The 25,662-nt window shown below is 63.0% G+C and carries 22 protein-coding genes and 3 pseudogenes; 19 read left to right on the forward strand and 6 right to left on the reverse strand.

What is annotated here, in order from left to right:
* Positions 1-152: 152 nt before the first annotated feature.
* A complete protein-coding gene (gene yihA / locus BVER_RS09290; protein ID WP_050453046.1) occupies positions 153-815 on the reverse strand; it encodes a ribosome biogenesis GTP-binding protein YihA/YsxC in 663 nt (220 codons plus the stop codon).
* Positions 816-1,121: 306 nt separating this feature from the next.
* On the opposite strand from yihA, the gene BVER_RS09295 reads away from it, so the two are divergent.
* The 5 genes from BVER_RS09295 (at position 1,122) to msrQ (ending at position 7,180) form a co-directional block, all read left to right on the forward strand.
* Positions 1,122-1,796 (forward strand): c-type cytochrome, encoded by a 675-nt coding sequence (locus tag BVER_RS09295; protein WP_050453047.1) that lies wholly within the window; start codon positions 1,122-1,124, stop codon positions 1,794-1,796.
* A gap of 163 nt (positions 1,797-1,959) precedes the next feature.
* A complete protein-coding gene (locus BVER_RS09300; protein ID WP_050453048.1) occupies positions 1,960-4,203 on the forward strand; it encodes a cytochrome c biogenesis protein ResB in 2,244 nt (747 codons plus the stop codon).
* Between the two features lie 4 nt (positions 4,204-4,207).
* Complete coding sequence (ccsB, locus tag BVER_RS09305; RefSeq protein ID WP_050453049.1) at positions 4,208-5,404, forward strand: c-type cytochrome biogenesis protein CcsB; 1,197 nt, start codon at positions 4,208-4,210, stop codon at positions 5,402-5,404.
* A gap of 131 nt (positions 5,405-5,535) precedes the next feature.
* Positions 5,536-6,525, forward strand: coding sequence for a protein-methionine-sulfoxide reductase catalytic subunit MsrP (msrP, locus tag BVER_RS09310; protein ID WP_050453050.1), 990 nt, complete (start codon positions 5,536-5,538; stop codon positions 6,523-6,525).
* A 4-nt stretch (positions 6,526-6,529) separates the two neighbouring features.
* Positions 6,530-7,180: a protein-methionine-sulfoxide reductase heme-binding subunit MsrQ gene (gene msrQ / locus BVER_RS09315; RefSeq protein WP_050453051.1), complete on the forward strand. Its 651-nt coding sequence runs from the start codon at positions 6,530-6,532 to the stop codon at positions 7,178-7,180.
* A gap of 52 nt (positions 7,181-7,232) precedes the next feature.
* Here the strand turns inward: msrQ and lysA are convergent, their stop codons facing one another.
* Complete coding sequence (lysA, locus tag BVER_RS09320; RefSeq protein ID WP_050453052.1) at positions 7,233-8,498, reverse strand: diaminopimelate decarboxylase; 1,266 nt, start codon at positions 8,496-8,498, stop codon at positions 7,233-7,235.
* A gap of 58 nt (positions 8,499-8,556) precedes the next feature.
* Positions 8,557-8,817, reverse strand: coding sequence for an LPS translocon maturation chaperone LptM (gene lptM, locus BVER_RS09325; RefSeq protein ID WP_050453053.1), 261 nt, complete (start codon positions 8,815-8,817; stop codon positions 8,557-8,559).
* A 47-nt stretch (positions 8,818-8,864) separates the two neighbouring features.
* Here lptM and cyaY point away from each other — a divergent pair, with 47 nt between their 5' ends.
* Positions 8,865-9,182 (forward strand): iron donor protein CyaY, encoded by a 318-nt coding sequence (gene cyaY, locus BVER_RS09330; RefSeq protein WP_050453054.1) that lies wholly within the window; start codon positions 8,865-8,867, stop codon positions 9,180-9,182.
* 57 nt (positions 9,183-9,239) lie between these two features.
* Here the strand turns inward: cyaY and BVER_RS09335 are convergent.
* Positions 9,240-11,641 (reverse strand): annotated as a pseudogene (locus BVER_RS09335) (penicillin-binding protein 1A).
* A gap of 435 nt (positions 11,642-12,076) precedes the next feature.
* Between BVER_RS09335 and pilM the strand changes: the two are divergent.
* The 13 genes and pseudogenes from pilM to ugpQ all read left to right on the forward strand — a co-directional run bounded on the left by pilM (position 12,077) and on the right by ugpQ (position 24,138).
* Positions 12,077-12,889 carry a type IV pilus biogenesis protein PilM gene (gene pilM, locus BVER_RS09340; protein ID WP_232316464.1) on the forward strand — a complete coding sequence of 271 codons (813 nt, stop codon included), beginning with the start codon at positions 12,077-12,079 and terminating at the stop codon, positions 12,887-12,889.
* Positions 12,886-13,491, forward strand: coding sequence for a PilN domain-containing protein (locus BVER_RS09345; RefSeq protein WP_050453055.1), 606 nt, complete (start codon positions 12,886-12,888; stop codon positions 13,489-13,491). The genes pilM and BVER_RS09345 overlap by 4 nt, the downstream gene beginning before the upstream one ends.
* Positions 13,488-14,192 carry a type IV pilus inner membrane component PilO gene (locus BVER_RS09350; protein WP_157055981.1) on the forward strand — a complete coding sequence of 235 codons (705 nt, stop codon included), beginning with the start codon at positions 13,488-13,490 and terminating at the stop codon, positions 14,190-14,192. The genes BVER_RS09345 and BVER_RS09350 overlap by 4 nt, the downstream gene beginning before the upstream one ends.
* A gap of 6 nt (positions 14,193-14,198) precedes the next feature.
* On the forward strand, positions 14,199-14,573 hold the full coding sequence (locus BVER_RS31340) for a hypothetical protein (protein ID WP_157055982.1): 375 nt from the start codon (positions 14,199-14,201) through the stop codon (positions 14,571-14,573).
* Between the two features lie 50 nt (positions 14,574-14,623).
* Positions 14,624-16,101, forward strand: a pseudogene (locus tag BVER_RS09355) (type IV pilus secretin PilQ).
* A gap of 83 nt (positions 16,102-16,184) precedes the next feature.
* Entirely contained in the window at positions 16,185-16,757 is a 573-nt protein-coding gene (locus BVER_RS09360; RefSeq protein WP_370444219.1) for a shikimate kinase, read from the forward strand.
* A gap of 22 nt (positions 16,758-16,779) precedes the next feature.
* On the forward strand, positions 16,780-17,856 hold the full coding sequence (gene aroB, locus BVER_RS09365) for a 3-dehydroquinate synthase (protein ID WP_050453066.1): 1,077 nt from the start codon (positions 16,780-16,782) through the stop codon (positions 17,854-17,856).
* A gap of 27 nt (positions 17,857-17,883) precedes the next feature.
* The gene (locus tag BVER_RS09370; RefSeq protein WP_232316465.1) at positions 17,884-19,119 is read left to right on the forward strand and encodes a deoxyguanosinetriphosphate triphosphohydrolase; all 1,236 of its coding nucleotides are present in this window, start codon (positions 17,884-17,886) and stop codon (positions 19,117-19,119) included.
* Positions 19,120-19,165: 46 nt separating this feature from the next.
* Positions 19,166-20,491 carry a sn-glycerol-3-phosphate ABC transporter substrate-binding protein UgpB gene (ugpB, locus tag BVER_RS09375; protein WP_050453056.1) on the forward strand — a complete coding sequence of 442 codons (1,326 nt, stop codon included), beginning with the start codon at positions 19,166-19,168 and terminating at the stop codon, positions 20,489-20,491.
* A 60-nt stretch (positions 20,492-20,551) separates the two neighbouring features.
* Positions 20,552-21,436, forward strand: coding sequence for a sn-glycerol-3-phosphate ABC transporter permease UgpA (ugpA, locus tag BVER_RS09380; RefSeq protein WP_050453057.1), 885 nt, complete (start codon positions 20,552-20,554; stop codon positions 21,434-21,436).
* The gene (gene ugpE / locus BVER_RS09385; RefSeq protein WP_050453058.1) at positions 21,433-22,278 is read left to right on the forward strand and encodes a sn-glycerol-3-phosphate ABC transporter permease UgpE; all 846 of its coding nucleotides are present in this window, start codon (positions 21,433-21,435) and stop codon (positions 22,276-22,278) included. Before ugpA ends, ugpE begins: the two co-directional genes overlap by 4 nt.
* Before the next feature lie 16 nt (positions 22,279-22,294).
* The gene (locus BVER_RS09390) at positions 22,295-23,371 is read left to right on the forward strand and encodes a sn-glycerol-3-phosphate import ATP-binding protein UgpC (RefSeq protein ID WP_050453059.1); all 1,077 of its coding nucleotides are present in this window, start codon (positions 22,295-22,297) and stop codon (positions 23,369-23,371) included.
* Between the two features lie 13 nt (positions 23,372-23,384).
* Positions 23,385-24,138, forward strand: a pseudogene (gene ugpQ, locus BVER_RS09395) (glycerophosphodiester phosphodiesterase).
* 29 nt (positions 24,139-24,167) lie between these two features.
* Here ugpQ and BVER_RS09400 read toward each other — a convergent pair.
* Both BVER_RS09400 and BVER_RS09405 read right to left on the reverse strand, forming a co-directional pair.
* Positions 24,168-24,545 carry an ElaB/YgaM/YqjD family protein gene (locus tag BVER_RS09400; RefSeq protein ID WP_050453060.1) on the reverse strand — a complete coding sequence of 126 codons (378 nt, stop codon included), beginning with the start codon at positions 24,543-24,545 and terminating at the stop codon, positions 24,168-24,170.
* A gap of 310 nt (positions 24,546-24,855) precedes the next feature.
* Positions 24,856-25,581 carry an OmpW/AlkL family protein gene (locus BVER_RS09405; RefSeq protein ID WP_050453061.1) on the reverse strand — a complete coding sequence of 242 codons (726 nt, stop codon included), beginning with the start codon at positions 25,579-25,581 and terminating at the stop codon, positions 24,856-24,858.
* Positions 25,582-25,662: the final 81 nt, after the last annotated feature.

Consider the following 25,662-nt stretch of genomic DNA (forward strand, 5'->3'; position numbering starts at 1 on the left):
CTTCCGTTCGCTGGGCCTGCCGTCGGTCGGTCCAGCGCCGATCAACTGATCCGAACCGCCGTGTACGGACCCGTACGCACGGTGGTGTGGGAGGGGTCGGGCCGCGAGGCCTGCCCCTATCCCGATTATGCCGCCCAAGCGCTACGACACGCTTATTCCGCGCTGCCTTCCGCCGCCGCTTTGCCCGCTTCTTCGGGGATCAGCCAGCTTTCGATCAGTTCGTGCGCCTCATCGAGGCCGACGCGCTTTTGCGCCGAGAAAAGCTGCGCGGTCAGCTCGCCGCGATAGCCTGCGTCCGTGTATTCGGCCAGCGATTTCTTCGTCGCGCGCAGGGCGTTGGTCATCTCCTGACGCGTCAATTTGTCGCATTTTGTCAGCAGCGTGTGAATCGGCTTACCGGTCGGCGCGAACCAGTCGATCATGATCCGGTCGAGATCGGTCAGCGGACGGCGCGAATCCATCATCAGGATCATGCCGCGCAATTGCGCGCGGCTTTGCAGATAGGTGGACAGCAGACGCTGCCAGTGTTCCTTCGCCGCACCCGGCACTTCGGCGTAGCCGTAACCGGGCAAATCGACGAGAAAGCCCGCCGGATCGTCCTTCGGGCCGACTGAGAAGTAGTTGATGTGCTGCGTGCGGCCCGGCGTCTTACTCGCGAAGGCGAGCCGTTTCTGGTTGCAGAGCACGTTGATCGCCGTCGATTTCCCCGCGTTCGAGCGCCCGCCGAAGGCGATTTCCGGCTGCGGCGTAGGCGGCAGATCGCGCAGATGATTGACGGTCGTGAAGAAGCGGGATTGATGGAGCAGGAATGACATTGGGCGGGCCGATCGAAAGAGCTGCGAAAACTTATAGCCTTGAGAACCCGGCAAATACTGGGCATGCCCCGACTGGCGTCTTTGCGTGTAGCGGGTTATTGTACAATACGACGGATTTTTAAAGACCCGCATAGGGCAAGCCGGGAAAGAGCCGCAGGCCGACCGATAAAGGAGCGAGACAGTTTTCGGGGCGCTTAATTGCCCTTAGTCGTGCCCTTTCGTTCGGGTATCTTGCGGTGACGTTGCGGTCGCCGTCGTTTTCTGCAGAACCTCACATTCTCACAAGACGAAAAACAGGGTACGCGAATGAACCGACTGTACAGGTCTCTGGTGGTGCTTCGAGCAGCGGCGGCTTTCGGTGCAGGTTTGAGTGGACTAGCGGTATCGGTATCAGCAAGTGCGGCGGAGCCCGCGCAGCCGGCCAAGCCGGACGTCACGCGCGGTCAGGCCATCGCGACGCAAGTGTGCGCGGCGTGCCACGGCGCGGACGGCAACAGCGCCGGCGCGTCGTTTCCCAAGCTGGCGGGTCAGCACGCGGAATACATCGTCAAGCAACTGAAGGATTACAAAACGCAGCCGGGCGCAAAAGCGCCGGCGCGCAACAATCCGATCATGGCGGGTATCGCGGGCGCGCTGAACGAGCAGGACATGATGAACGTCGCGGCGTACTTCGCGTCGCAGAAGACCAAACAGGGCTTCGCGCGCGACAAGAACGACGTCGCGCTCGGGCAGAAGATTTATCGCGGCGGCATCGCGGACAAGGGCGTACCGGCGTGCGCCGCCTGTCACGGTGCAACCGGCATGGGCATTCCGGTGCAGTATCCGCGGCTGTCGTGGCAGTGGGGCGATTACACCGTGGCTCAGTTGAACGCGTTTGCATCGGGGCAACGCAACAACAGCGAGCCGATGCACCAGATTTCCTCGCGTCTGAACGAGGCGGAAATGAAAGCGGTAGCGGATTACATCGCCGGATTGCACTAACGCATTACGCAGCGTCCAGCGGTTCCTCGGCATGAAATCCGGGAATCGCCCATACTACGAAGCCGGTCCAAAGAGACCGGCGCAAAAACAAGAAAAAGGGTGGGACGTCGGCCGCAGGGCCGCTTGCGTCTCCACCCTTTTTTGCTGTTCAGCCGGAGTTTGAATGAGCGTCACCACATCGGGAATGCAGTCGAAGTCGAGTCGCCGCGCCGGGCGTGCTTTCGTGGAACTCGTGAGTTCGATGCGCTTCGCCATCGCGCTGCTGGTTGTGCTGGCGATTGCGAGCATCATCGGCACGGTGCTCACGCAGGAAGACCCGTACCCCAACTACGTCAATCAGTTCGGCCCGTTCTGGGCGGACATTTTCCGCGGCGTGAGCCTGTACAACGTGTACAGCGCGTGGTGGTTCATGCTGATCCTGATCTTCCTCGTAATTTCGGTATCGTTGTGCGTGGTGCGCAATGGCCTGAAGATGATCGCGGACATGAAGAGCTGGAAGGATCGCGTGCATGAAGGCAGCCTGCGCGCGTTCCATCACAAGGGCGAGTTTCTCGTCGGGGCGGATCGCGCGAAGACCGCCGCGACGCTCGAACGGCTCAGCACGAAGATGGGTTACCGCTTCGTCACGCGTCAGACGGACAACGGCGCGACGCTGATCGCCGGCAAGCGCGGCGCGATGACCAAGATCGGCTACATCTCGGCGCACTTGGCGATCGTCGTGATCTGTATCGGCGGGCTGCTCGACAGCAATCTGCCGATCAAGCTGCAAATGTGGATGTTCAACAAGACGCCGATCAACACCAACGCGGTGATCAACGACATTCCGCCAGCGCATCGACTGTCGGTGTCGAATCCGACATTTCGCGGTTACGCGTGGGTGCCGGAAGGGCAGTATGTCGGCACGGCCATGCTGAATCAGCAGGACGGGACGCTCGTTCAGGATCTGCCGTTCTCCATTCAGCTCAACAAGTTCATCGTCGATTACTACTCGACCGGCATGCCGAAGCTCTTCGCGAGCGATATCGTCGTGATCGATCACAAGACCGGCGCACGCATTCCGGCGCGCGTCGAGGTGAACAAACCGTTTACCTACGATGGCGTGTCGATCTACCAATCGTCGTTCCAGGACGGCGGCTCCAAGCTCGAGATGACCGCCTGGCCGATGACCGGCGGCAGCGCGAAAACGGTGCCGTTCAACGGCACGATCGGCGGCAACGCGCCGATTAGTCCGCAGATCGTCGGCTCGAAGGGCGAAACCGTCGAATTCACCGATTTCCGCGCGATCAACGTCGAAAACATGACGGATGGCAGCGGCATGCCGGACGCGCGCGGCGTCGCGAAGAAGGAAACCTTCCGCGATGCCTTCGACGAACGTCTCGGTTCAGGCGCGAAAACCTCGAAGCCGACCGATCTGCGCAATATCGGCCCGTCGGTGCAGTACAAGGTGCGCGGCTCGGACGGCCAGGCGCGCGAATACAGCAACTACATGCTGCCGGTCGATGTCGGCGGTCAGCCGATGTTCCTCGCCGGCATGCGCGTGAGCCCGAACGATCCGTTCCGCTATCTGCGCATTCCCGCCGACGACCAAAGCTCGATCAAGCAGTGGATGAACCTGCGCGCCGCACTCGAAACGCCCGCGACGCGCGCCGAAGCCGCGCATCGTTTCGCGCTGCGTTCGGTGCCGCAGGAAAACGCCGAACTGCAGAAGCATCTGGAAGAAAGCGCGAATCGCGTGCTGAATCTGTTCGCGGGCGCCGACAAGCTCGGCGCGGGCGAGAATCCGCAGATCAACGGCGGCTTCCAGAGCATCGCAATGTTCATCGACAAATCAGTGCCGAAGGGCGAGCAGGAAAAGGCCGCCGGCCTGCTGATGCGCATGCTCGAAGGCGCGATGTGGGACGTCTGGCAAATCGCGCGCGAACAGAATGGCCAGCCCGACGCGAAGATCGACGAAAAGAACACGGCTTTCGTACAAGCGTCCATCAACGCGCTTTCCGACAGCTTTCTGTACGGATCTCCCGTCTTCCTGCAACTGGACAGTTTCAAGCAGATTCAGGCGTCGGTATTCCAGTTGACACGCGCGCCGGGTAAAAAAGTGGTGTATCTTGGCAGCCTTCTGCTGGTGATCGGCATTTTCTCGATGTTTTACGTACGTGAACGCCGTCTCTGGTTCTGGCTCAAAGATAACGGGCAGGGCGGCGCAAGCGTGTTGATGGCGATGTCCACCGCCCGCCGCACCTACGATTTCGAGAAGGAATTCGTGCGTACCCGCGCGCAAATCGGCGCCGCGCTCGGCGCGAAGCCGCTCGACGCCGCCGATGCCGATGCCGATGCCGATGCATCATCGAGCGCGACCCACGCGTCCTCGCAATCCGAAGCCGAAAGCTCGGAAGTTTCAACACGGTAAGATCATGGACCTCACACAAACCTCCTCCCACGCACCTGCCAAGACGGGGCTTTCCGCGTCGGGGCTTCCCGATGTCGCCGAGTTCGACGATCGTCCGTTTCTGCGCAGGCTGACGCCGATCGACTGGCTGTTCGCCATCGCGATGGGCGCGGGCTTCGCGCTGAACCGCTATCACGCGCACATGGACGTGTACGACATGTCGGTGCTGGTCGCCGCCGTGCCGACCTTCACCGTGCTCGGCTGGCGCTGGAAGCCGGTGCGTCTGCTGATCGCGATGATCGCGATCATGGCGCTGTTCTCGATCCAGCTCTATCAGGGCGATCTCGCGCGCGCCGACACCAATTTCTTCCTCAAATACTTCCTGTCGAGCCAGTCCGCGATTCTGTGGATGAGTTCGCTGTTCGTACTCGCCACGCTGTTCTACTGGATCGGCCTGGTCTCGCGATCGCAGACGGGTGGCGCGATCGGCTCGCGCATGACGTGGTTCGCGGTGCAGATGGGCTTCACCGGCATGATGGTGCGCTGGTACGAGTCGTATCTGATCGGTACGGACGTCGGACACATTCCCATCTCCAACCTGTACGAAGTGTTCGTACTGTTCTGCCTGATTACCGCACTGTTCTATCTCTATTACGAACAGCATTACGCGACGCGTTCGATGGGCGCGTTCGTGCTGCTGGTGATCAGCGCGGCCGTCGGCTTCCTGATGTGGTATTCGATCGCACGCGATGCGCAGCAGATTCAGCCGCTCGTGCCCGCGCTGCAAAGCTGGTGGATGAAGATTCACGTGCCGGCGAACTTCATCGGTTACGGCAGCTTCGCGCTGTCGGCAATGGTCTCGGTCGCGTATCTCGCGAAGCAGCGCGGCTTCCTGGCCGATCGCCTGCCGTCGCTCGAAGTGCTCGACGACGTGATGTACAAGTCGATCGCGGTCGGCTTCGCGTTCTTCACCATCGCGACGATTCTCGGAGCGCTGTGGGCGGCGGAAGCGTGGGGCGGTTACTGGAGCTGGGACCCGAAGGAAACGTGGGCGCTGATCGTCTGGCTGAATTATGCGGCGTGGCTGCATATGCGCCTGATGAAGGGCCTGCGCGGCGCGGCTGCCGCCTGGTGGGCGCTGACCGGCCTCGTCGTCACGACGTTCGCGTTCCTCGGCGTGAACATGTTCCTGTCCGGTTTGCACAGCTACGGCAAGCTCTGATTCGCCGCGTCATCGAACGAAAAAACCGCCATGCTTCGCGCTGGCGGTTTTTTTTCGCTTCAGACTGGAATAGTGGCATCCAAACTGCTGTTTGACCGTATAAGACTTCATGCGATTCGAAGGGACGAAACATGTGGATCAGACGTAACCGCGCGCTGTATGGCGATGACATCGCGAGTCACGAAATCACGCCACGCGACGTGTTCGAGAACCGGCGGCGCGCGCTGCGTTCGATCGGCGCGCTCGCCGCGACGGGACTCGCCGGCACGAGCGGCCTCGCGCACGCGACGCTGACCTCGCCCGATGCGAAAGCCAAAAAGCTCGCCGCCGCGACCAACGCGAAATTCGTCGCGCAGGACAAGCCGACGCCGTTCAAGGACATCACGAGCTACAACAACTACTACGAGTTCGGCACCGACAAGGGCGATCCCGTCGAGCACGCGGGCACGCTGCGTCCGCGTCCGTGGAAAGTGTCGGTGGAAGGCGCGATCAAGAACCCGAAGGTCTACGACATCGACGAATTGCTCAAGCTCGCGCCGCTCGAAGAGCGCGTGTACCGGCTGCGCTGCGTCGAAGGCTGGTCGATGGTGATTCCGTGGATCGGAGTGTCGCTGTCCGAGTTGATCAAGCGCGCGGAACCGACGGGCAACGCCAAGTACGTGCAATTCATCACGCTCGCGGATCCGTCGCAGATGCCCGGCTTGTCCACGCCGATTCTCGACTGGCCGTATTCCGAAGACCTGCGCATGGACGAGGCGATGAATCCGCTGACGCTGCTTACGGTCGGGTTGTACGGCGAAGTGCTGCCGAACCAGAATGGCGCGCCGGTGCGCGTCGTCGTGCCGTGGAAGTACGGCTTCAAGAGCGCGAAGTCGCTGGTGAAAATCCGCTTCGTCGAGAAGCAGCCGCCGACAAGCTGGAACACTTACGCGCCGACCGAATACGGCTTCTATTCGAACGTGAATCCGAATGTCGATCATCCGCGTTGGAGTCAGGCGACGGAGCGGCGTATCGGCGAGGACGGTTTTTTCACGCCCAAGCGCAAGACGCTGATGTTCAACGGCTACGGCGATCAGGTCGCGTCGCTGTACGCGGGCATGGACCTGAAGAAGAACTTCTAGCGCGATGTCGTCCGCTTCTCAGCTCAAAAGCGCGCGCGTCGCGACGGGGCCGCGTTGGGTCGTGCCGGCGAAGGTTGTCGTCTTTATCGCGATGCTGTATCCGCTCGCGCGCATCGTGCTGCTCGGCGTGACGGGCGGACTCGGCGCGAATCCGATCGAGTTCATCGCGCGCTCGACCGGACTCTGGACGCTGGTCTATCTGTGCATCACGCTCGCGATCACGCCCGTGCGACGGCTCACCGGCGTCACGGCGCTCGCGCGTTTCCGGCGCATGATCGGCCTGTATGCGTTCTTCTTCGCCGTGCTGCATTTCACGACCTACATCTGGTTCGACAAGTGGTTCGATGTCGCCGCGATGTTGAAGGATATCGGCAAGCGGCCGTTCATCACGGCCGGATTCGCGGCGTTCGTGCTGCTGATTCCGTTGGCCGTGACATTGCCGAAAGCGATGGTGCGCAAGCTCGGCCGCCGCTGGCAGACGCTGCATCGGACGATCTATCTGATCGCCACGCTCGCCATCCTCCATTTCTGGTGGATAAAAGCGGGCAAGCACGATCTCGCGTTGCCGAAGATTTACGGCGCGATCGTGATCGTGCTGCTGGGTTGGCGCGTGATTACGTGGCTTCGAACGCGCGCGTCGCGGCGGCGCGCATAAAAAAGCGATGCCTCTTTCGAAGGCATCGCTTTTTCATTGAGCGGATGACGCGTCAGCTCGGCAGAACCGATTCGCCCGCGAACAACTGCTTCACTTCCTCACGCTCGCGCACGACATGCGCGCGATCGCCGTCGACCATGATTTCGGCCGGGCGCGGACGCGTGTTGTAGTTCGAGCTCATCGCGAAGGCGTACGCGCCCGCCGAGCAGATCGCGAGCACGTCGCCTTGCTCGATTGCGAGCGCGCGATCGCGCCCGAGCCAGTCGCCGCTTTCGCACACCGGACCGACGACATCGTAAGTCTGCGCCTTCGCGCCATCGCGCTGCGTGACCGGCACGATGCGATGAAACGCCTGATACATCGCGGGACGCGCGAGATCGTTCATGCCGGCATCGACGATGGCGAAGTTCTTTTCCTCGCCCGGCTTCAGATACTCGACGCGCGTCAGCAGCACGCCCGCATTGCCGACCAGCGAGCGGCCCGGCTCGAAATAGACTTCGCGCTCGCCGTGGCCGCGCTTCTCGATGTGATCGAGCAGCGTCGTGACGAATTGGCCGATATCCGGCGGCGTTTCGTCGTCGTAGGTGATACCGAGACCGCCGCCGACATCGACGTGACGAATGCGCATGCCATCGGCTTCGATCTGTTCGACGAGATCGAGCACCTTGTCGAGCGCGTCGAGATACGGACTGATTTCGGTGATCTGCGAACCGATATGACAATCGATGCCGATCACTTCGAGGTTCGGCATGGCGCCCGCCGCGCGGTACGTCGCGCGCGCGTCCTTGAACGCGACGCCGAACTTGTTCGACTTGAGGCCAGTGGAAATGTACGGATGCGTTTTCGCGTCGACGTCGGGATTCACGCGCAGCGACACCGGCGCGCGCTTGCCCAGCGACTGCGCGACTTCGTTCAGCGCATGCAGTTCGGGAATCGACTCGACGTTGAAGCATTTCACGCCGATTTCTAGTGCCTCGCGCATCTCCGCGACCGACTTGCCGACGCCCGAAAACACCGTGTCTTCGGCCTTGCCGCCCGCCGCGATCACGCGCGCCAGTTCGCCCGCCGACACGATATCGAAGCCCGCGCCCATGCGCGCGAACAGGTTGATCACCGCGAGATTGCTGTTGGCCTTGATCGCGGCGTGAATCTTCGCGCGACGACCGGCGCATGCATCGGCGTAAGCGCGGTAGGCACGGGTCAGCGCATCGCGCGAATAGACGTAGAGCGGCATGCCGAATTGATCCGCGAGCGTCGCGGCGGAAACGCCTTCGGCGTGCAGCACGCCGTCGACATAGTGGAATGCGGAATCGTTCATGCGTGACATCGAAAGTGCGCGCGGGATGCGCGTGGGACGAAGCGGATGACTTAGCGGATTACTCGGCGGACTTCGGCGCCGATTTCAGGTCCGTTTTCGGCGCGAGTTGCAGAGGCTGACCGGATGTTTCGGGCACTTCGCCGCTCGGAGCGGAACGCGAAGGCGGCGTATCCTGAAGGTCCGCGGGACGTTGCGGCATGGGCGGCGGCGAGGGCAAGTAAAGCGGACCGCGTTGCCCGCAGCCACCGAGCGCGAGCAGCGTCGCGGCACTCACACTCAAAGCCGCTACAATCGCGCTCATCCTGAAAACGACTCGCATGACGTCCCTATACCCCGTTTATTCGCGTTTAATCGATGGAGTTTAGCATGACGGACCAGGAATACCTGAGGCTGGCGGAGGCCGCGCTGACGGCGATCGAGCGCTCGGTCGACAACGCCGACGCCGATATCGAATTCGAGCGCAGCGGCAATGTATTGACGCTGGAATTCGAGAATCGCACCAAGGTGATCGTGAATCTTCAGCCGCCCAAGCATGAGATCTGGCTGGCGGCGAAGGCGGGCGGTTTCCACTACAAATACGTCGATGGCGCCTGGCGCGATACGCGCGACAACAGCGAATTCTTCGCCACGCTATCGAAGTATTCGACCGAACAGGCAGGCGAAACGGTCAGCTTCAAGGCATAAAAAAACGCGAGCGGAAGAGGTCTTCCGCTCGCGTTTTCGTTTGGCCGTTCGAGCCGCTTACTGGCCCTTGAAAAGATTCATGATGTCCTGCTTTTCCTGATCGCCGACATCCGGCGTCGGCGCGGTGACACCCGACACGCCGATGTCCGCCGGCGCCTGACTGACGCCGACCGTCGCGACGAAGCCGTGACCCGGCGTCATGTCGTCGAAGTACAACTCGCCGCCGAGCGTCTTCACGTCGGGCGGTATCGGCGGCTTGTACTCGGGCACGCCTTGCAGCGCGCGCTTCATGTAGTCCATCCACACGGGCAGCGCGAGACCGCCGCCGGTTTCCTTGTCGCCCAGACTGCGCGGATTGTCGTAGCCGATCCATGCAATCGCCACCAGCGAGCGCTGATAGCCGGCGAACCATGCATCGCGCGTATCGTTGGTCGTGCCGGTCTTGCCCGCGAGGTCGGTGCGCTTCAACTCGTTGGTCTTCGCGCCCGTGCCGCGCTGCGCGACGCTTTGCAGCAGGCTGTTCATCACATACGCGTTACGCGGCGTGATCGCGAGCGGCGCGCTTTGCTGCGCCACCAGCGGCTGCGGATGCGACACCACCGCGCCGTACGGATCGGTGATATCGGCGATCAGATACGGATTCACGCGATACCCGCCGTTTGCGAACACCGCGTAACTCGCCGCCATCTGCAAGGGCGTGACGAGACCCGCGCCGAGCGCCATCGGCAGATAGGCGGGCTGCTTGTCCGCGTCGAAGCCGAAGCGCGTGACGTACTGCTGACCGTACTTCGCGCCGATATGGTTGAGGATGCGGATCGACACCATGTTCTTCGAGCGCTGCAACGCGGCGCGCATGGTCATCGGGCCGTCGAAGCCGCCGCCGTAGTTCTTCGGCTCCCACGCCTGACCGCCGGTTTCCGCCGCGCTGAAGAACAGCGGGCCGTCGTTGATGATCGTCGCCGGCGACAAACCCTTCTCAAACGACGCCGAATACACGAACGGCTTGAAGCTCGAACCCGGCTGACGCCAGGCCTGCGTGACGTGATTGAATTTGTTCTTGTTGAAGTCGAAGCCGCCGACCAGCGCGCGGATCGCGCCGTCTTGCGGGACCATCGAAATCAGCGCGCCTTCGACTTGCGGCAACTGCGTGATGATCCAGTCGCCGTCGTCGTTCTTCATCAGGCGCACGATCGCGCCCGGACGAATCCGCGAGTTGGGCTGCGCCTTCGGACCCAGCGCGTACTGCACGAAGCGCAGATCGCTGCCGTTGATCGTCGCCACGTTGCCGTCGATGAAACTCGCCTTCACTTCCTTCGGGCTCGCCGACGTGACCACCGCCGCGACGATCTCGCCGTTGTCCGGATGCTCGGCCAGCGCATCGTCGATGGCCTGCTCGCGATCGCCCGGATCCTTCCGATATAGCCTTCCGGCCCGCGATAGCCGTGACGATGCTCGTAGTTCATCAGACCCTTGCGCACGGCCCGGTAGGCGGCGTCCTGATCGGCGGAATCGATGGTCGTCACGACGTTCAGGCCGCGCGTGTAGGCTTCCTCGCGATATTGCGCGTACATCATCTGACGCACCATTTCCGCGACGTATTCGGCGTGCACGCTGAATTCGCGCCCCTGGCCCTTCACGACCAGCGGCTGGGTCTTGGCCTTTTCGTATTCGTCTTCGCTGATGAAGTTCAGCTCGCGCATCCGCTGAAGGATGTATTCCTGTCGCACCTTCGCGCGCTTCGGATTGACCACCGGGTTATACGCCGACGGCGCTTTCGGCAGACCGGCGAGCATCGCGGCCTCGGCCAGCGTGACATCTTTCAGATCCTTTTCGAAATAGACGCGCGCCGCGCTCGCGAAACCGTACGCGCGTTGTCCGAGATAGATCTGATTCATATACACCTCGAGAATCTGATCTTTCGTCAGCGCGCGCTCGATCTTGTAGGCGAGCAGCATTTCGTAAATCTTGCGCGTGTAGGTCTTTTCGCTCGACAGGAAGAAGTTGCGCGCGACCTGCATCGTGATCGTGCTCGCGCCCTGCGACGCGTGGCCGTTCGACAGCGCCACCGTGCCCGCCCGCAGAATGCCGGTCAGATCGACGCCGCCGTGATCGTAGAAACGCGCATCTTCGATGGCGAGCACGGCTTTTTTCAGATGATCGGGCACGTCCTGAATTCGCACGACGCGACGGCGTTCTTCGCCGAATTCGCCGCTCAGGACGTGATCCGCCGTGTAGATGCGCAGCGGCACCTTCGGCTTGTAATCCGTCAGCGCTTCGAGCGACGGAAGGTTGGGCATGGCGACGACCAGCGCGTACGCGAGCACGAGCCCCGCGCAGACGATTATGCCGGCAATGCTGACGAAGAAACCGAGCAATAGCCGCTTCCACCAGGAACGGCGTTGCGGTTTTTTTACTTCAGGCGGTTGGGACGGCGGATGAGACGGAGAAGAGGATTGCATAGCACCACCAAAAACGGTCACGCGATTATAGCCGTCCAGGTATAGGAGTTTTCTGAACGCTTACATCGGATGCGGCGCGCAACGTTCGCATCGATTCATCTGCCGGATCGCACCTCCTTTTGCAGGCTGATTTCGCGCGCCACTGGCCGGGTGCGCATGCGTTTCTCACGATACCTCCAATGGCGCGCCGAAGCATCTGTTTGTCGCGCGCCTATGCCATCCGGCTAAATGTTCGGCGCAGCCGCATCTCACCACAATTCTGTTACCGCAAAACGCCGAACGGTTCGGCGCGCGGGAGCAGCAATCGAGGTGGTGAATGGAGAACGAAACAACATTGCGGGGATCGGTGCTGACAGTCGCGCGGCGCTTCGCGGCGGGCATCGAGGTCAGCGAGGATGCCGTGCGCGCGCGATCGTCAGCCGGCGGATGAGGCCGGTGACATCGACGACGGAAACCGTGTGCATCGATCGGCTGGAGCGCGTCGCGCTGCCCGAAGGCGCGGTCGTGAACGGCGATTTCGTCGATCGCGCGGCGGTCGTCGCGGCGATCCGCGAGGCGTTCGGGCGCTTGCCCGCGAGCGGTTCGTGGCGCTTGCTGCGATGCGCGATCGGCCTGGCGTCGGCGACCACGTTCACGACGAGCGTGCCGCTGATGCAACTGATCGATGCACGCGAGGCGCGCACGGCGCTCGTCGGCGGCGATCCGTTGGGCTTGCTCGAACCGGCGGTGCTCGCGGAAGCGGAGCGCGCGACGGGCATCGAGCGCGGCGCGCTGGCCGTCGACTGGTCGGTGCAGCCGCGCGACAACGGGCGCGCGCACGTGTCGATCGCGGCGACGGCGCGGCGTCATGTGGAGGCGCGCGTCGAGAGCGCGTCGATGGCGGGCATTTCGCTGGCCGCCATCGACGGCGAACCGGCCGCGGCGCTGCGCGCCATGCGTCATATCGGCGAACGCGCGCTCGATGCCGATGCGCGTTATCCGGCGCCGGAGTATCGGAGCATCGCGGAGGCGTTGCGCGATCTGGCGGGCGGACACGCGCCGGTCAAGCGCATTTATCTGGGCGGCGACGTCGAGCTGATGGCGCGCGCGGGTTTGCCGCCCGCGGTGCTCGCCGCGCTGTTCGGGTGCGCCGTGCAAGAGTTTCGACCAGCGCCTTATTGCAGCGGCAAGGACATGTCCGACGAGGACATCAACTCGCCGCGCTTCGCGGTCGCGTTCGGCCTGGCGCTGCGCGAGGTGATGGAATGAGCGCGACAAAGCCGGTTTTTCCCGATGACTTCAACCTGTTGCCATATCGCTATAAAAAGCGGCGGGCGCTTCGGCAGCGACGGCTCGCCGTGCTGATCGCGGCGAGTGTCGCGGGCGGCGCGGCGCTGGGCGCGGTCGTCGGCTGGGACGCCTTCGAACGCGCGCGGCTCGACGCGGAGCGCGCGACGCTCGAAACGTCGTTGCGGGCATCGAACGCGCAGGTCGACGAACATGCGCGGCTCACGCGCGCCGAAGCCGAGCGCCGGCGCGCACGACAGCAGGCGCAACCGCTCGCCGCGCCGCGCGACCGTTTTCTGGCGCTGCTCCATGCACTCGCCGATACGCCGCCCGAGCGCGGCATCGCGCTGCAACGCGTTTCGCAGCGGACCGACGAAGTCGAACTCGCGGCGTTCGCGCCGGATTCGCCGAGCGCCGCGCGCTGGCTCAAGCGTCTGGAAGACGTGGCGGGCGTGCAATCGGTCGAAGTGATCGAGATGAAGCGTCGCGCGGACACCGCGTCGGCCGTTCCCGAGCGCTACGAATTCACGGCGCTGGTGCGCTATCCGCGTGGCGCGATGGTCGCGAACGGGAGCAATCGATGACCGCGATCACGATGTCCCTTTCCGCCCAAAGCGCTTTTTCGCCGATCGAAACATGGTCGCGACGTCGCACCGTCGTGACGGGGTTCGGTCTCGCGACGCTCGTTTTCGCGCTCGGCGCGACGGCATGGCGCGCGTCCGCCTTGATCGATGTCGACGCGAGCCGCAGCGCGCTCGTGGCCGCTCGCACGAAGGTGACGGACACGCGCCGGCTCGTCGCCGACTTGCCGGATTTGCGGGCGCGCGTGGCGACCGTGGGGAATGGCCGCCTGTCGCCCGGGCAATGGACGAGCGCGGACGCGCTGCGCGAAATCGCGGGAATCGCCGCGCAAAGCGGCCTGCGCGTGACGGAAATCGAGCCGGTTGCGCCGGAACGCGTCAAAGGCGCGGCGACCGATCCGCAAGCGTCCGCGCGCGCCTTGCGATTCCGCGCGGAAGGCGCGTTCGGCGAAATAGGCCGCTTCCTCGACGCGCTCGCCGGTTTGCCGCGTCTGGTCGTGCCGGAGCGCACGCAGATGAAGCGTCAGGCCGGCGCGTTGAGCATCGACACGATCTTGCGCGTGTATGAAACGCTGCCGGCGGTGCCGCTCGCCGCCGCGCCGCGCGCCGATGCGTTCGTCGTCGATCCGTTCGGCAAGGACGCGGCGGGTGGATTCGCGCGCGGCGGGGACTTGCTGCTGGTCGGGACCATCGTCGGCGCGTGAAGCGCGATGGCGCTCGTGCAGAACGGGCCGGGCGTCGACGACTTCGTGCCGGGGCAGATGATCGGCGACGAACGGCTCGGGCGCATCGCGCCGCACGCGATCGAACTGGCGAGCGTCGACGGCGTATCGCGCAGCCTGAGCTTCGCCGATGTCCGCGACACGGGATCGTTCGCGCGCGTGCCGAGCGTCGAGATCGCGGCGGAGCCTGCGGAACATGTCGCGAAGCGTCGCTTGCCGCGAGACGATGCGCCCGCCAAACCGAAACGCGCCAAACCACGCATGGACGATGAACCGAAAGAGACCGCCGTCGCCCACGGCATTCCGCGCTATTCGATCTTCGATAAAGGCGGAAAAGCATCGCACGCGGGAGATCGCAAATGAGCCGCTTCATGTCGATTACTTCGGGCGTGTGCATCGTGCTGTCGCTCGCGATGCGTACCGCGTGCGCGAGCGATAACGCCGAACCGCTGTTGCCGCCCTTGCCGGACGCCTTCGAATCGCAACCGTCCGAGCAGACCGCGATCGATACGACCGTGCCGCCCGTTTTATCGCCAGCGCCAGCGCCCGCGACGCCCGCGAGCACGGAAACCATCGCGACGGAAACCGAGCCGCTCGAAGGGCCGCCCGTGCCGCACGCGCCGCACGCGCCGCACGCGCCGCACGCGCGTCTCGCCCGCAATCTCGACGCGCCGCACGCCGCGCAGGACGACGGCAAGCCCATCACGCTCGATCTGAAGAACGCCGATCTGGGCGCGGCGCTGCAGGCGTTCGCGCGATTCGCGGGCATCAATATCGTCGCGAGCGAGAAGGTGCGCGGGCAGGTGTCGCTGAATCTGGCCGCCGTGCCGTGCCGTGGCGACGCGCCTTCGATACGCTGCTCGAAGTCAACGGCCTCGCGATGGAGCAGCACGGCAACGTGATCTGGGTCGCGCCGCTCGCCGAACTCGCCGCGCGCGAAAAGCTGCGCTTCGAGGCGCACGCACGCGCCGCCGATCTCGAACCGCTTTCGAGCGGGACGTTCGTGCTGCGCTATCCGCGCGCCGACGATGTCCGCAAGCTGCTGACGGGCGCGGGCAACCAGCGCGTGCTGTCCAAACGCGGCGCGGCAATGGCCGATGCGCGCACCAATCTGCTGTTCGTCACCGATCTCGACGCGCGCGTGCGGCAGATCGCCGAACTCATCGCGCTGCTCGACAAACCGACGCCGCAGGCGAAGATCGTCGAAGGCGAAGTCGGGTTGTCGCGCAATCTCGGCGTAAAGTTGTCCGTCGCGGGCCTGGGCGATCCGCCGTCGCGCGGCGTGACGGGCGGCAATGACGGTGTGGTATACGATCTGTCTGCCGGGCCGATCAACGGTTTCGACGCGGCGACGGCCGGGCTCACGCTGTTCGTCGCGCAGGCCACGCGGCTGCTCAATGTCGAACTGAGCGCGCTCGAGGCCGAAGGGCGCGGGCGAATCGTGTCGCGGCCGCGCGTGGTGACGGCGGATCGCGTCAAGGCGATCGTCGAGCAGGGGATGGAGGTGCCGTATCAGGCGAAAGTCGGAAACGGCATGTCGGGCGTGCAGTTTCGGCGCGCAACCCTCAAACTGGAGGTCGAGCCGCAAATCACGCCGCACGGGCACGTCATTCTGGATCTCGACATCACGAAAGACAGCCTGGGCGAGCAGACGGCGAACGGGCCGGCCATCCACACGAAACACGTGCAGACGCGCGTGGAAGTGGAAAACGGCGGCACCGTGGCGATCGGCGGCATTTACGCGGAAGACGAGCGCGACGACGTCACGGGCATGCCCGGACTATCGAAACTGCCGCTGATCGGCTGGCTGTTTCGCCATGACGCGCGACGCAGCTCGAAGAGCGAACTCGTCATACTGATCACGCCGAACGTGATCGCATCGAGCGGCTGAGGCCGATGGCATCGGCCGCGGCGGGCGGCGCGACTCGACAAAGCAGGCGGTTTGACCTTAAGCTGCCGCACGAACGAAATTCGATGAACTGGAAGGAAACCGAGTTGCAGGAAGGGCACGCGAACGCGAACATTTTTTTCGTCGGACTCATGGGAGCAGGCAAAACCACCGTGGGCCGTGCGGTTGCGCGCCGTTTGCAGCGCTCGTTCATCGATTCGGATCATGAAATCGAGGCGCGCACGGGCGCGCGCATCCCGGTGATTTGGGAACTGGAAGGCGAAGACGGCTTTCGTCAGCGAGAAGCGAACATGATCGACGAGCTGTCGCTGCGGCCCGGCATCGTGCTCGCGACGGGCGGCGGCGCGGTGCTCCGGCCCGAAAATCGCGAAAATCTGAAGAATCGCGGCATCGTCATTTATCTGCGCGCCAATCCGCACGATCTCTGGCAGCGCACGCGGCGCGACAAGAACCGGCCGCTGTTGCAGACCGAAGATCCGCGCGCGAAGCTTGAAGCGCTGTTCAAGGTGCGCGACCCGCTGTATCACGAGACCGCGCATTTCGTCGTGGAAACGGGACGCCCGACCGTGAACGCGCTCGTCAACATGGTCCTCATGCAACTGGAGGTGGCCGGCGTCATCAAACCGGCCGAGTCATAAAATGTCCGCCACGATTACCCCCATGAATACCGTCAGCGTCGATCTGGGCGAGCGCGCCTATCCCATTCATATCGGTGCGGGGCTGATCGGTCGAACCGAACTTTTCGCGCCGCATATCAAGGGCGCGTCCGTCGCGATCGTCACCAATACGACGGTCGATCCGCTCTACGGCGACCAGTTGCGCGCCGCGCTCGCACCGCTCGGCAAGAAGGTGACGACCGTCGTCCTGCCCGACGGCGAGGCGTACAAGAATTGGGAAATGCTGAATCAGATTTTCGATGCGCTGCTGACCGAACGCTCGGACCGCAAGACCACGCTCATCGCGCTGGGCGGCGGCGTCGTGGGCGACATGACCGGTTTTGCCGCCGCGTGCTACATGCGCGGCGTGCCGTTCATCCAGGTGCCGACCACGCTGCTGTCGCAAGTGGATTCGTCGGTCGGTGGGAAGACGGGCATCAATCATCCGCTCGGCAAGAATATGATCGGCGCGTTTTATCAGCCGCAAGCCGTCATCGCCGATATCGGCGCGCTGCATACGTTGCCGGAACGCGAACTGGCGGCGGGTATCGCGGAAGTCATCAAGACGGCGGCGATCAAGGACGTCGAGTTCTTCGAGTGGATCGAGGCGAACATCGACGCGCTCAACGCGCAGGACGAAGACGCGCTCGCGCACGCCGTGAAGCAATCGTGCGAGATCAAGGCGGCAGTCGTGGCATCGGACGAACGCGAAGGCGGCCAGCGCGCGATCCTCAACTTCGGCCACACCTTCGGCCACGCGATCGAAGCCGGTCTCGGCTACGGCGAATGGCTGCACGGCGAAGCGGTCGGCTGCGGCATGGTGATGGCGGCGGACCTGTCCGTGCGGCTCGGCAAGCTCGACGAAGCCGCGCGCAAGCGTCTGGTGCGCGTGATCGAAGCGGCCAAGCTGCCGGTCGTCGCGCCGAAGCTGGGCGACGATCGCTACGTCGATCTGATGCGCGTCGACAAGAAGGCCGAAGCCGGCGAGATCAAGTTCATCCTGCTGACGCGCTTCGGCGCAACCGAAATCACGGGCGCCCCGGATCAGGCCGTGCGCGACACGCTCGCAGCCAGCGTCTGACCAGCGACGCGCCCAGAATCAGAAACGATGCGGGAGCAACCGGTGAGCGAAATCAAACGTGAAGTACCGCCGGGCGTGCCGTCATCGCTCGATCTGGAAGCGCATCTCGCGCCGTATGCCGCGCATTCGCTGCAATCGCGCGGACGTCGGCATCACGAGACGCCGCCCGCCGCGCGCACCGAGTTTCAGCGCGATCGCGATCGCATCGTGCATTCCACGGCGTTCCGGCGGCTCGAATACAAGACGCAGGTTTTCGTCAATCACGAAGGCGACCTTTTTCGCACGCGGCTCACGCATAGTCTCGAAGTCGCGCAGATCGCGCGGTCGGTCGCGCGCAATCTGCGGCTGAACGAAGACCTGGTCGAAGCCATCTCGCTCGCGCACGATCTCGGGCATACGCCGTTCGGTCACGCGGGGCAGGATGCGCTGCACGACTGCATGCGCGATCACGGCGGCTTCGAGCACAATCTGCAAAGTCTCGCGGTGGTCGATCAGCTCGAAGAACACTACGGCGCGTTCAACGGGCTGAATCTGTGTTTCGAGACGCGCGAAGGCATTCTTAAGCATTGCTCGCGCGAAAACGCCCGCAAGCTCGGCGATCTCGGCGAGCGCTTTCTGACCGGCAAGCAGCCGTCGCTGGAAGCGCAGATCGCCAATCTCGCCGATGAAATCGCCTACAACAATCACGATGTCGACGATGGCCTGCGCTCCGGCCTCATCACGCTGGAACAGCTCGCGGAAGTGAGTCTCTGGGTCACGCACTTCGAGGCGGCGCGCGCGGAGTATCCGAACATCGAAGGGCGCAGGCTGATTCACGAGACCATCCGCCGCATCATCAATACGCTGATCGTCGATCTGATCGAATCGACGAATCTCAATCTGGCGCGCGTCAAACCCGAATCGCTCGACGACGTGCGTCACGCGCCGACGCTCGTCGCGCATAGCGAGGAAATCGCCGCACAGGCCGCCGCGCTCAAGCGCTTTCTGTTCAAGAACCTCTATCGTCACTATCGCGTGATGCGCATGGCCAACAAGGCCAAGCGCGTCGTTACCGGCTTGTTCGACGCCTTTATCGAAGATCCGCGTCTGCTGCCGCCTGCTTATCAGGCGCGCGGGCCGGTCGCGGAGGAATCGGCCAACGATGCCGCTGCGCCCACGCACGGCAGCTCGCAGGCGCGGCTCGTCGCGCATTACATCGCGGGCATGACCGACCGTTATGCACTGAAAGAGTATCAACGCCTGTTTGTCATCGATAACAACTAAGATCGCGCGATTCAACTCGCGTGACTTCAAAACGGAGACTTTCTCGATGAGCTGCAAGCCCTTGTTCCGCTCGATCTCGGCGGCTGCCGTCCTTGCGTTCGGTGTCGGCGGCGTCGCGCATGCCGCGACGGAAATCCAGTTCTGGCACGGCATGGAAGCCGCGCTCGGCGAACGCGTCAACGACATCGCCAACGACTTCAACACATCGCAGAGCGATTACAAGATCGTTCCCGTGTTCAAGGGCACGTACGACCAGACGCTCGCGGCAGGCATCGCGGCGTATCGCAGCGGCAATGCGCCGGCGATCCTGCAAGTCTACGAAGTCGGCACCGCGACGATGATGCAGGCCAAGAAAGCCGTCATCCCCGTCTACGACGTGTTCAAGCAGGCAGGCGTGCCGCTCGACGAGAAAGCCTACGTGCCGACCATCGCGAGCTATTACAGCGACGCGAAAACCGGCCATCTGGTGTCGATGCCGTTCAACAGTTCGACGCCGGTGCTCTACTACAACAAGGACGCGTTCAAGAAAGCCGGCATCGATCCGAGCCAGCCGCCGAAGACATGGGCCGATGTCGAAGCCGACGCGAAGAAGCTGAAGGCGGCGGGTTATTCGTGCGGCTATTCGTCGGGCTGGCAAAGCTGGATTCAGTTGGAAAACTACAGCGCGTGGCATGCCGCGCCGTTCGCGACGAAGAACAACGGCTTCGACGGCCTCGACGCCAAGCTCGAATTCAACAAGCCGCTGCAGGTCGCGCATATCCAGTTCCTGCAGAACATGGCGAAGGAAGGCACGTTCACCTACGTCGGCCGCAAGGACGAACCGGTGTCGAAGTTCTATAGCGGCGATTGCGGGATCATCACGAACTCGTCGGGCTCGCGTGCGACCATCGCCAAATACGCGAAGTTCGATTACGGCGTCGGCATGATGCCGTACGACGCGAACGTGAAGGGCGCGCCGCAGAACGCGATCATCGGCGGCGCGAGTCTGTGGGTGCTCGCGGGCAAGGATCCGGCCGTGTACAAGGGCGTCGCGAAGTTCCTCGCGTATCTGTCGACGCCGGCTGTCGCCGCGAAGTGGCATCAGGACACGGGTTATCTGCCGGTCACGCAGGCCGCGTACGAACTCACGCAGAAGCAGGGCTTCTACGACAAGAACCCGGGCGCGGATATCGCCATCAAGCAGATGTTGAACAAGCCGCCGCTGCTGTACACGAAGGGCCTGCGTCTGGGCAACATGCCGCAGATCCGCACCATCGTCGATGAAGAACTCGAGCAGGTTTGGGCCGAGAAGAAGACGCCGCAGCAGGCGCTCGATTCGGCTGTCTCGCGCGGCGACGAACTGCTGCGCCGCTTCGAAAAAGCAGGCAACTAAGCGAAACTAAGCGCACGCGCCCGCATGGATTGCGGGCGCTTTCGTTCAGGATATAAGCGCATGGAAAAACGCTCTCATTTCGATACGAGCGTCTTGCCGTATCTGCTCGTCGCGCCGCAACTGGCGATCACCGCGCTGTTCTTTCTGTGGCCCGCCGGCGAAGCGCTCTGGCAGGCGACGCAAAGTCAGGACGCGTTCGGCACGTCGAGCGAATTCGTCGGCTTGCAGAACTTCAAACAGTTGTTCGCCGATCCGCTGTATCTGTCGTCGTTCAGCACGACGATGGTGTTCTGCGCGCTCGTCACCGTGTCCGGGCTCGTCATTTCGCTGCTGCTCGCCGCGTGCGCGGATCGCGTGACGCGCGGCGCGAAGGCATATCAGACGCTGTTGATCTGGCCGTACGCGGTCGCGCCCGCGATCGCCGCCGTGCTGTGGTCGTTCCTGTTCAATCCGAGCATCGGCTTGGTGACGTACGCGCTCGGGAAACAAGGCATCCTCTGGAATCACGCACTGAACGGCACGCAGGCGATGTTTCTCGTCGTGCTCGCCTCGGTCTGGAAACAGGTGAGCTACAACTTCCTGTTCTTCTACGCGGGCTTGCAGGCGATCCCGCAATCGCTGATCGAAGCCGCCGCCATCGACGGCGCCGGTCCCGTGCGGTGCTTCTTCGGCATCGCCTTGCTGTTGTTGTCGCCGACGAGCTTCTTCCTGCTGGTCGTGAATCTCGTCTACGCGTTCTTCGATACCTTCCCCGTCATCGATGCCGCGACCGGCGGCGGTCCCGCGCAATCGACCAAAACGCTGATCTACAAGATTTTCGCGGAAGGCTTTCAGGGACTCGATATCGGCAGTTCGGGCGCGCAATCGGTCGTGCTGATGCTGATCGTCGTCGCGTTGACGGTCGTTCAATTCCGCTTCGTCGAACGCAGGGTGCAGTACTCGTGATCGAGAATCGTCGCGGCTTCGATATCTTCTGCCACGCGGTGCTGATTCTCGGCGTCGCGCTGATCGTGTTTCCGGTCTATGTCGCGTTTTGCGCGGCCACGATGAACTCGAAGGAAGTGTTCACCGTGCCGCTCTCGCTCGTGCCGAGCACGCATCTGTTCGAGAACATCGCGCATATCTGGAAATACGGCAGCGGCAATGCGGCCGCGCCCTTCGGCGTCATGCTGCTCAACAGTCTGGTGATGGCGCTGGTGATCAGCATCGGCAAGATCGCGGTGTCGATCGTGTCGGCGTATGCGATCGTGTTCTTCCGTTTTCCGTTGAAGAACGTCGCGTTCTGGCTAATCTTCATCACGCTGATGCTGCCGGTCGAAGTGCGCATCTTCCCGACCGTGCAAGTCGTCTCGTCGATGCATCTCGCCAATACCTACGCCGGTCTGACGCTGCCGCTGATCGCATCGGCGACGGCGACGTTCCTGTTCCACCAGTTCTTCATGACGCTGCCCGACGAACTGATGGAAGCGGCGCGCATCGACGGCGCGGGGCCGCTGCGGTTTTTCTGGGACGTCGTGCTGCCGCTGTCGAAGACGAATATCGCGGCGCTGTTCGTCATCACCTTCATCTACGGATGGAATCAATATCTTTGGCCGATTCTGATCACCAATCAGCAGTCATTGCAGACGGCGGTGGTCGGCATCAAGAGCATGATCGCATCGGGCGATACCGCGACCGAATGGCATTACGTGATGGCCGCCACGCTGCTCGCGATGCTGCCGCCGCTCGCCGTCGTGCTGACGATGCAGCGCTGGTTCGTGCGCGGCCTCGTGGATGCGGAAAAATAACGGAGACCTCGCATAGATGGTTGCGCTGAATCTCAAGGGCGTGAAAAAAACCTACGACGGCTCGCAGTACGTGCTGCACGGCATCGACGTGGCGATCGAGGACGGCGAGTTCGTCGTCATGGTCTGGCCGTCGGGCTGCGGCAAGTCGACCTTGCTGCGGATGGTCGCGGGACTCGAAAGCGTGTCGGACGGCGCGATCGAAATCGGCGGCAAGGTCGTGAACAAGCTGGAGCCGAAAGATCGCGATATCGCGATGGTGTTCCAGAACTACGCGCTTTATCCGCATATGAGCGTCGCGCAGAACATGGCGTATGCGCTGAAGATCGCGGGCACCGATCGCGCGAGCATCGACGCGCGCGTTGCCAATGCTGCCCGTATTCTCGAACTGGAGCATTTGCTGGCGCGCAAGCCGCGCGAGTTGTCGGGCGGGCAGCGTCAGCGGGTCGCGATGGGGCGCGCTATCGTGCGCGAGCCGGCCGTGTTTCTGTTCGACGAGCCGCTCTCCAATCTCGACGCCAAGTTGCGCGTGCAGATGCGGCTCGAAATCCAGCGCCTGCATGCGCGTTTGGCGACGACGAGCCTCTACGTCACGCACGATCAGATCGAAGCGATGACGCTCGCGCAACGCGTCATCGTGATGAACAAGGGGCACGCGGAGCAGATCGGCGCGCCGACCGAAGTGTACGAGCATCCGGCGACGGTGTTCGTCGCGAGCTTCATCGGCTCGCCGGCGATGAATCTACTCGAAGGCCGCCTGTCGGACGACGGTGCGACCTTCGCCGTCGCGGGCGATGGTCCGCATCTTCCGGTCAGCGGCCCGGCAAGCGCGATGCACGGCCGCGAGTGGATCGTCGGCATTCGCCCCGAGCACATGATGCCCGGCCACGTCGATGCTCCGCGCGCGACGCTCGATGTCAATTCCGCCGAACTGCTCGGCGCGGACAATCTCGCGCACGGCCGCTGGGGCAAGCACGATGTCGCGGTGCGTCTGCCGCACGAGCATCGGCCGCAGCGGGGCGAGCGGCTGGAGGCGTCGCTGCCCGCGCGGCATCTGCATTTCTTCGATCCCACGACGGGATTGCGCGCCAACTGAACGGAGCAATGTCATGAGAGCCTGGCCTTATCCCGCGATCGTCGCGCATCGGGGCGGCGGCAAGCTCGCGCCCGAGAACACGCTCGAAGCGATCGAAGTCGGCGCGCGCCTCGGCCTGAAGATGATCGAATTTGACGCCAAGCTGTCGGAGGACAACGTCGTTTTCCTGTTGCATGACGACGACGTCGACCGCACATCGAACGGTCACGGCGCGGCGAGATCGATTACATACGCGCAACTGGCCTCGCTGGATGCGGGCGCGTGGTTCGGCGAGGAGTTCACGGGCGCGCGCATGCCGTCGTTTGCACAGGTCCACGAGCGCTGCGTCGCGCTCGATCTGATGGCGAATATCGAGATCAAGCCGTGCCCGGGACGCGATAAAGAAACCGGCACGCTGGTCGCGCAAGAAGCCGCGCGTCTGTGGGCCGATGCGCCCGTCGCGCCGCTGATGTCATCGTTTTCATTCGAAGCGCTGCAAGCCGCCCGCGATGCCGCGCCGCATCTGCCGCGCGGCATGCGGTATGACGACGTGCCCGACGACTGGCGCGCGCAGACGGCGGCGCTCGCATGCGTCTCGCTGCACGCGAATCATCGCGCGCTGGATGAGCGTCTCGTCGGCGAAATCAGGGATGCGGGCTTGCGCATTCTGGCGTACACGGTCAACGAACCGTCGCGCGCGCTTGCTCGCGCAATGGGGCGTCGATGCGATCTGTACGGACCGCATCGACATCATCGGGGCGAATTTTTTGGAAGGCGCGGCCGGCTGACCGGCCTTAAGCCTTCGCACGCGGAAGGACTAGCGGGCGGGCGCCAGCAGCACGCCGGCGACCAGCGTCAGGCCGCCGACCAGCGCAATGGTCTGCCACGGCTTTTCGTGGATGTAGGCGTCGGCGCCGTCGAATGCTTCGCTGGCGCGCTGGCGGAAGACCGCGTGGGTGTCGTTCAGACGGTCGCGGGCGCTGTCGAGCCGCTCGCTGATTTGCGCGCGCAGTGCGGCGGCATCGGCGGCGGTGCCGGTGGACAGCGCGTCTTCGAGTTCGCCGAGCAGCGAGCGCAGTTCCGAACCGATATCTTCCGCTGCGTCGCGGCCGTGACGCGCCATGCGACGTGCGCGTCGCGTCGTGCTGCTCCAGGAATCTCCGATGGCGTCTCGCGTATTAGGCAGTGCGTTCATGGATCGCTCCGTCGATGGATGAGTCGTGGATTGCCCGCCGAAATCGCGGGGAAAAATCGCGGGGAAAACCCATGATTCAGCAAATTCGATGCCGGATACGCGCTTTTTACGCTAATGCAGTCGAGATAAGGATGAAACGCCTTTCGTGCTCCGGCATGCCGCGTAACAACTGCAACTTATTCCCTTTTTAGAGGGTCACATTTACAAGCTCGGCCGAATAAAACACGCCGTCATGCGGATCGCGCAGACGGCGTGTTATTTGCATCGAAACATTTATCGCAGTACATAAATGCGATAAAGGCAAAACAACTCAGAAACGGTAGCCCACGCGCAAATAAGTCACGATCGGGTTGAGCGTGATCTTCGCTTTGGATTGAACGTTGAGCGTGCCGACAGGTGTTTGAGCCGCCGTATTCAAGGTGGCGTTCGCCTTCAACGGAATGAATGAGACGGAGAAACCCGCAAACCAGTGTTGCGTGAAATTATAGACAGCGCCTACATTAAAGACCGGTGCCCACGAACTATCCGTATCGACGCTGGTCGGACCATGCAGCACGGAGCCTTCGAAAGTGGTATTCGTGATCTTCGCGTCGCTGAACGAGACATGCGTCACGCCGATGCCGACGAACGGGCGCAGTTTCGCTTCAGGCGCAGCAAAGAAGTATTTGAAGAGCAGCGTTGGGCTCCACTGTTTGGCGCTGCCAAGTTTGCCGTATTGAGAGAGCGTGCCGGTGCCTTCGAGGTCGAATGTCGGCGGCACGCCCATTTCGAGTTCGGTGGCGATATGGTCGGTGACGAAGTAACCAAGCGTGAAGCTGACGGTATCGGAGCTCGAGATACCCGCGCCGGTGCCCGGTACGCTGATATCGACGGGCGATCCGCCTACACTGGTTTCCTTGAGTGGGCCACTGCTATCGATGGGGGAAAAATGAAACCAGCCCACAGTGCCGTAGATGGATCCAGCAGATTGCGCATGGGCCACGCCCGACATACACGCTAACGCTGCGATCCCCGTGATGACTTGTTTTATTCTCAATTTGTGCTCCTCCGAAAAAGCACGCTCATTATGAACTCAACATTTCACATAAACCATAGCGGCGTCGTAGAGCATTTTCCC

It is taken from the genome of Candidatus Burkholderia verschuerenii (assembly GCF_001189365.1).
Lineage (GTDB): Bacteria > Pseudomonadota > Gammaproteobacteria > Burkholderiales > Burkholderiaceae > Caballeronia > Caballeronia verschuerenii.

Bases quoted from the DNA above. Each gene is read 5' to 3' on its own strand.
- yihA (WP_050453046.1), bottom strand. From the start codon at position 815: ATGTCATTCCTGCTCCATCAATCCCGCTTCTTCACGACCGTCAATCAT.
- BVER_RS09360 (WP_370444219.1), top strand. From the start codon at position 16,185: ATGAACTGGAAGGAAACCGAGTTGCAGGAAGGGCACGCGAACGCGAAC.
- BVER_RS09345 (WP_050453055.1), top strand. From the start codon at position 12,886: ATGAGCGCGACAAAGCCGGTTTTTCCCGATGACTTCAACCTGTTGCCA.
- lysA (WP_050453052.1), bottom strand. From the start codon at position 8,498: ATGAACGATTCCGCATTCCACTATGTCGACGGCGTGCTGCACGCCGAA.
- ugpB (WP_050453056.1), top strand. From the start codon at position 19,166: ATGAGCTGCAAGCCCTTGTTCCGCTCGATCTCGGCGGCTGCCGTCCTT.
- BVER_RS09390 (WP_050453059.1), top strand. From the start codon at position 22,295: ATGGTTGCGCTGAATCTCAAGGGCGTGAAAAAAACCTACGACGGCTCG.
- lptM (WP_050453053.1), bottom strand. From the start codon at position 8,817: ATGCGAGTCGTTTTCAGGATGAGCGCGATTGTAGCGGCTTTGAGTGTG.
- aroB (WP_050453066.1), top strand. From the start codon at position 16,780: ATGAATACCGTCAGCGTCGATCTGGGCGAGCGCGCCTATCCCATTCAT.
- ugpA (WP_050453057.1), top strand. From the start codon at position 20,552: ATGGAAAAACGCTCTCATTTCGATACGAGCGTCTTGCCGTATCTGCTC.
- msrP (WP_050453050.1), top strand. From the start codon at position 5,536: ATGTGGATCAGACGTAACCGCGCGCTGTATGGCGATGACATCGCGAGT.
- msrQ (WP_050453051.1), top strand. From the start codon at position 6,530: ATGTCGTCCGCTTCTCAGCTCAAAAGCGCGCGCGTCGCGACGGGGCCG.
- BVER_RS31340 (WP_157055982.1), top strand. From the start codon at position 14,199: ATGGCGCTCGTGCAGAACGGGCCGGGCGTCGACGACTTCGTGCCGGGG.
- BVER_RS09400 (WP_050453060.1), bottom strand. From the start codon at position 24,545: ATGAACGCACTGCCTAATACGCGAGACGCCATCGGAGATTCCTGGAGC.
- ccsB (WP_050453049.1), top strand. From the start codon at position 4,208: ATGGACCTCACACAAACCTCCTCCCACGCACCTGCCAAGACGGGGCTT.
- BVER_RS09370 (WP_232316465.1), top strand. From the start codon at position 17,884: ATGCGGGAGCAACCGGTGAGCGAAATCAAACGTGAAGTACCGCCGGGC.
- BVER_RS09300 (WP_050453048.1), top strand. From the start codon at position 1,960: ATGAGCGTCACCACATCGGGAATGCAGTCGAAGTCGAGTCGCCGCGCC.
- BVER_RS09350 (WP_157055981.1), top strand. From the start codon at position 13,488: ATGACCGCGATCACGATGTCCCTTTCCGCCCAAAGCGCTTTTTCGCCG.
- cyaY (WP_050453054.1), top strand. From the start codon at position 8,865: ATGACGGACCAGGAATACCTGAGGCTGGCGGAGGCCGCGCTGACGGCG.
- BVER_RS09295 (WP_050453047.1), top strand. From the start codon at position 1,122: ATGAACCGACTGTACAGGTCTCTGGTGGTGCTTCGAGCAGCGGCGGCT.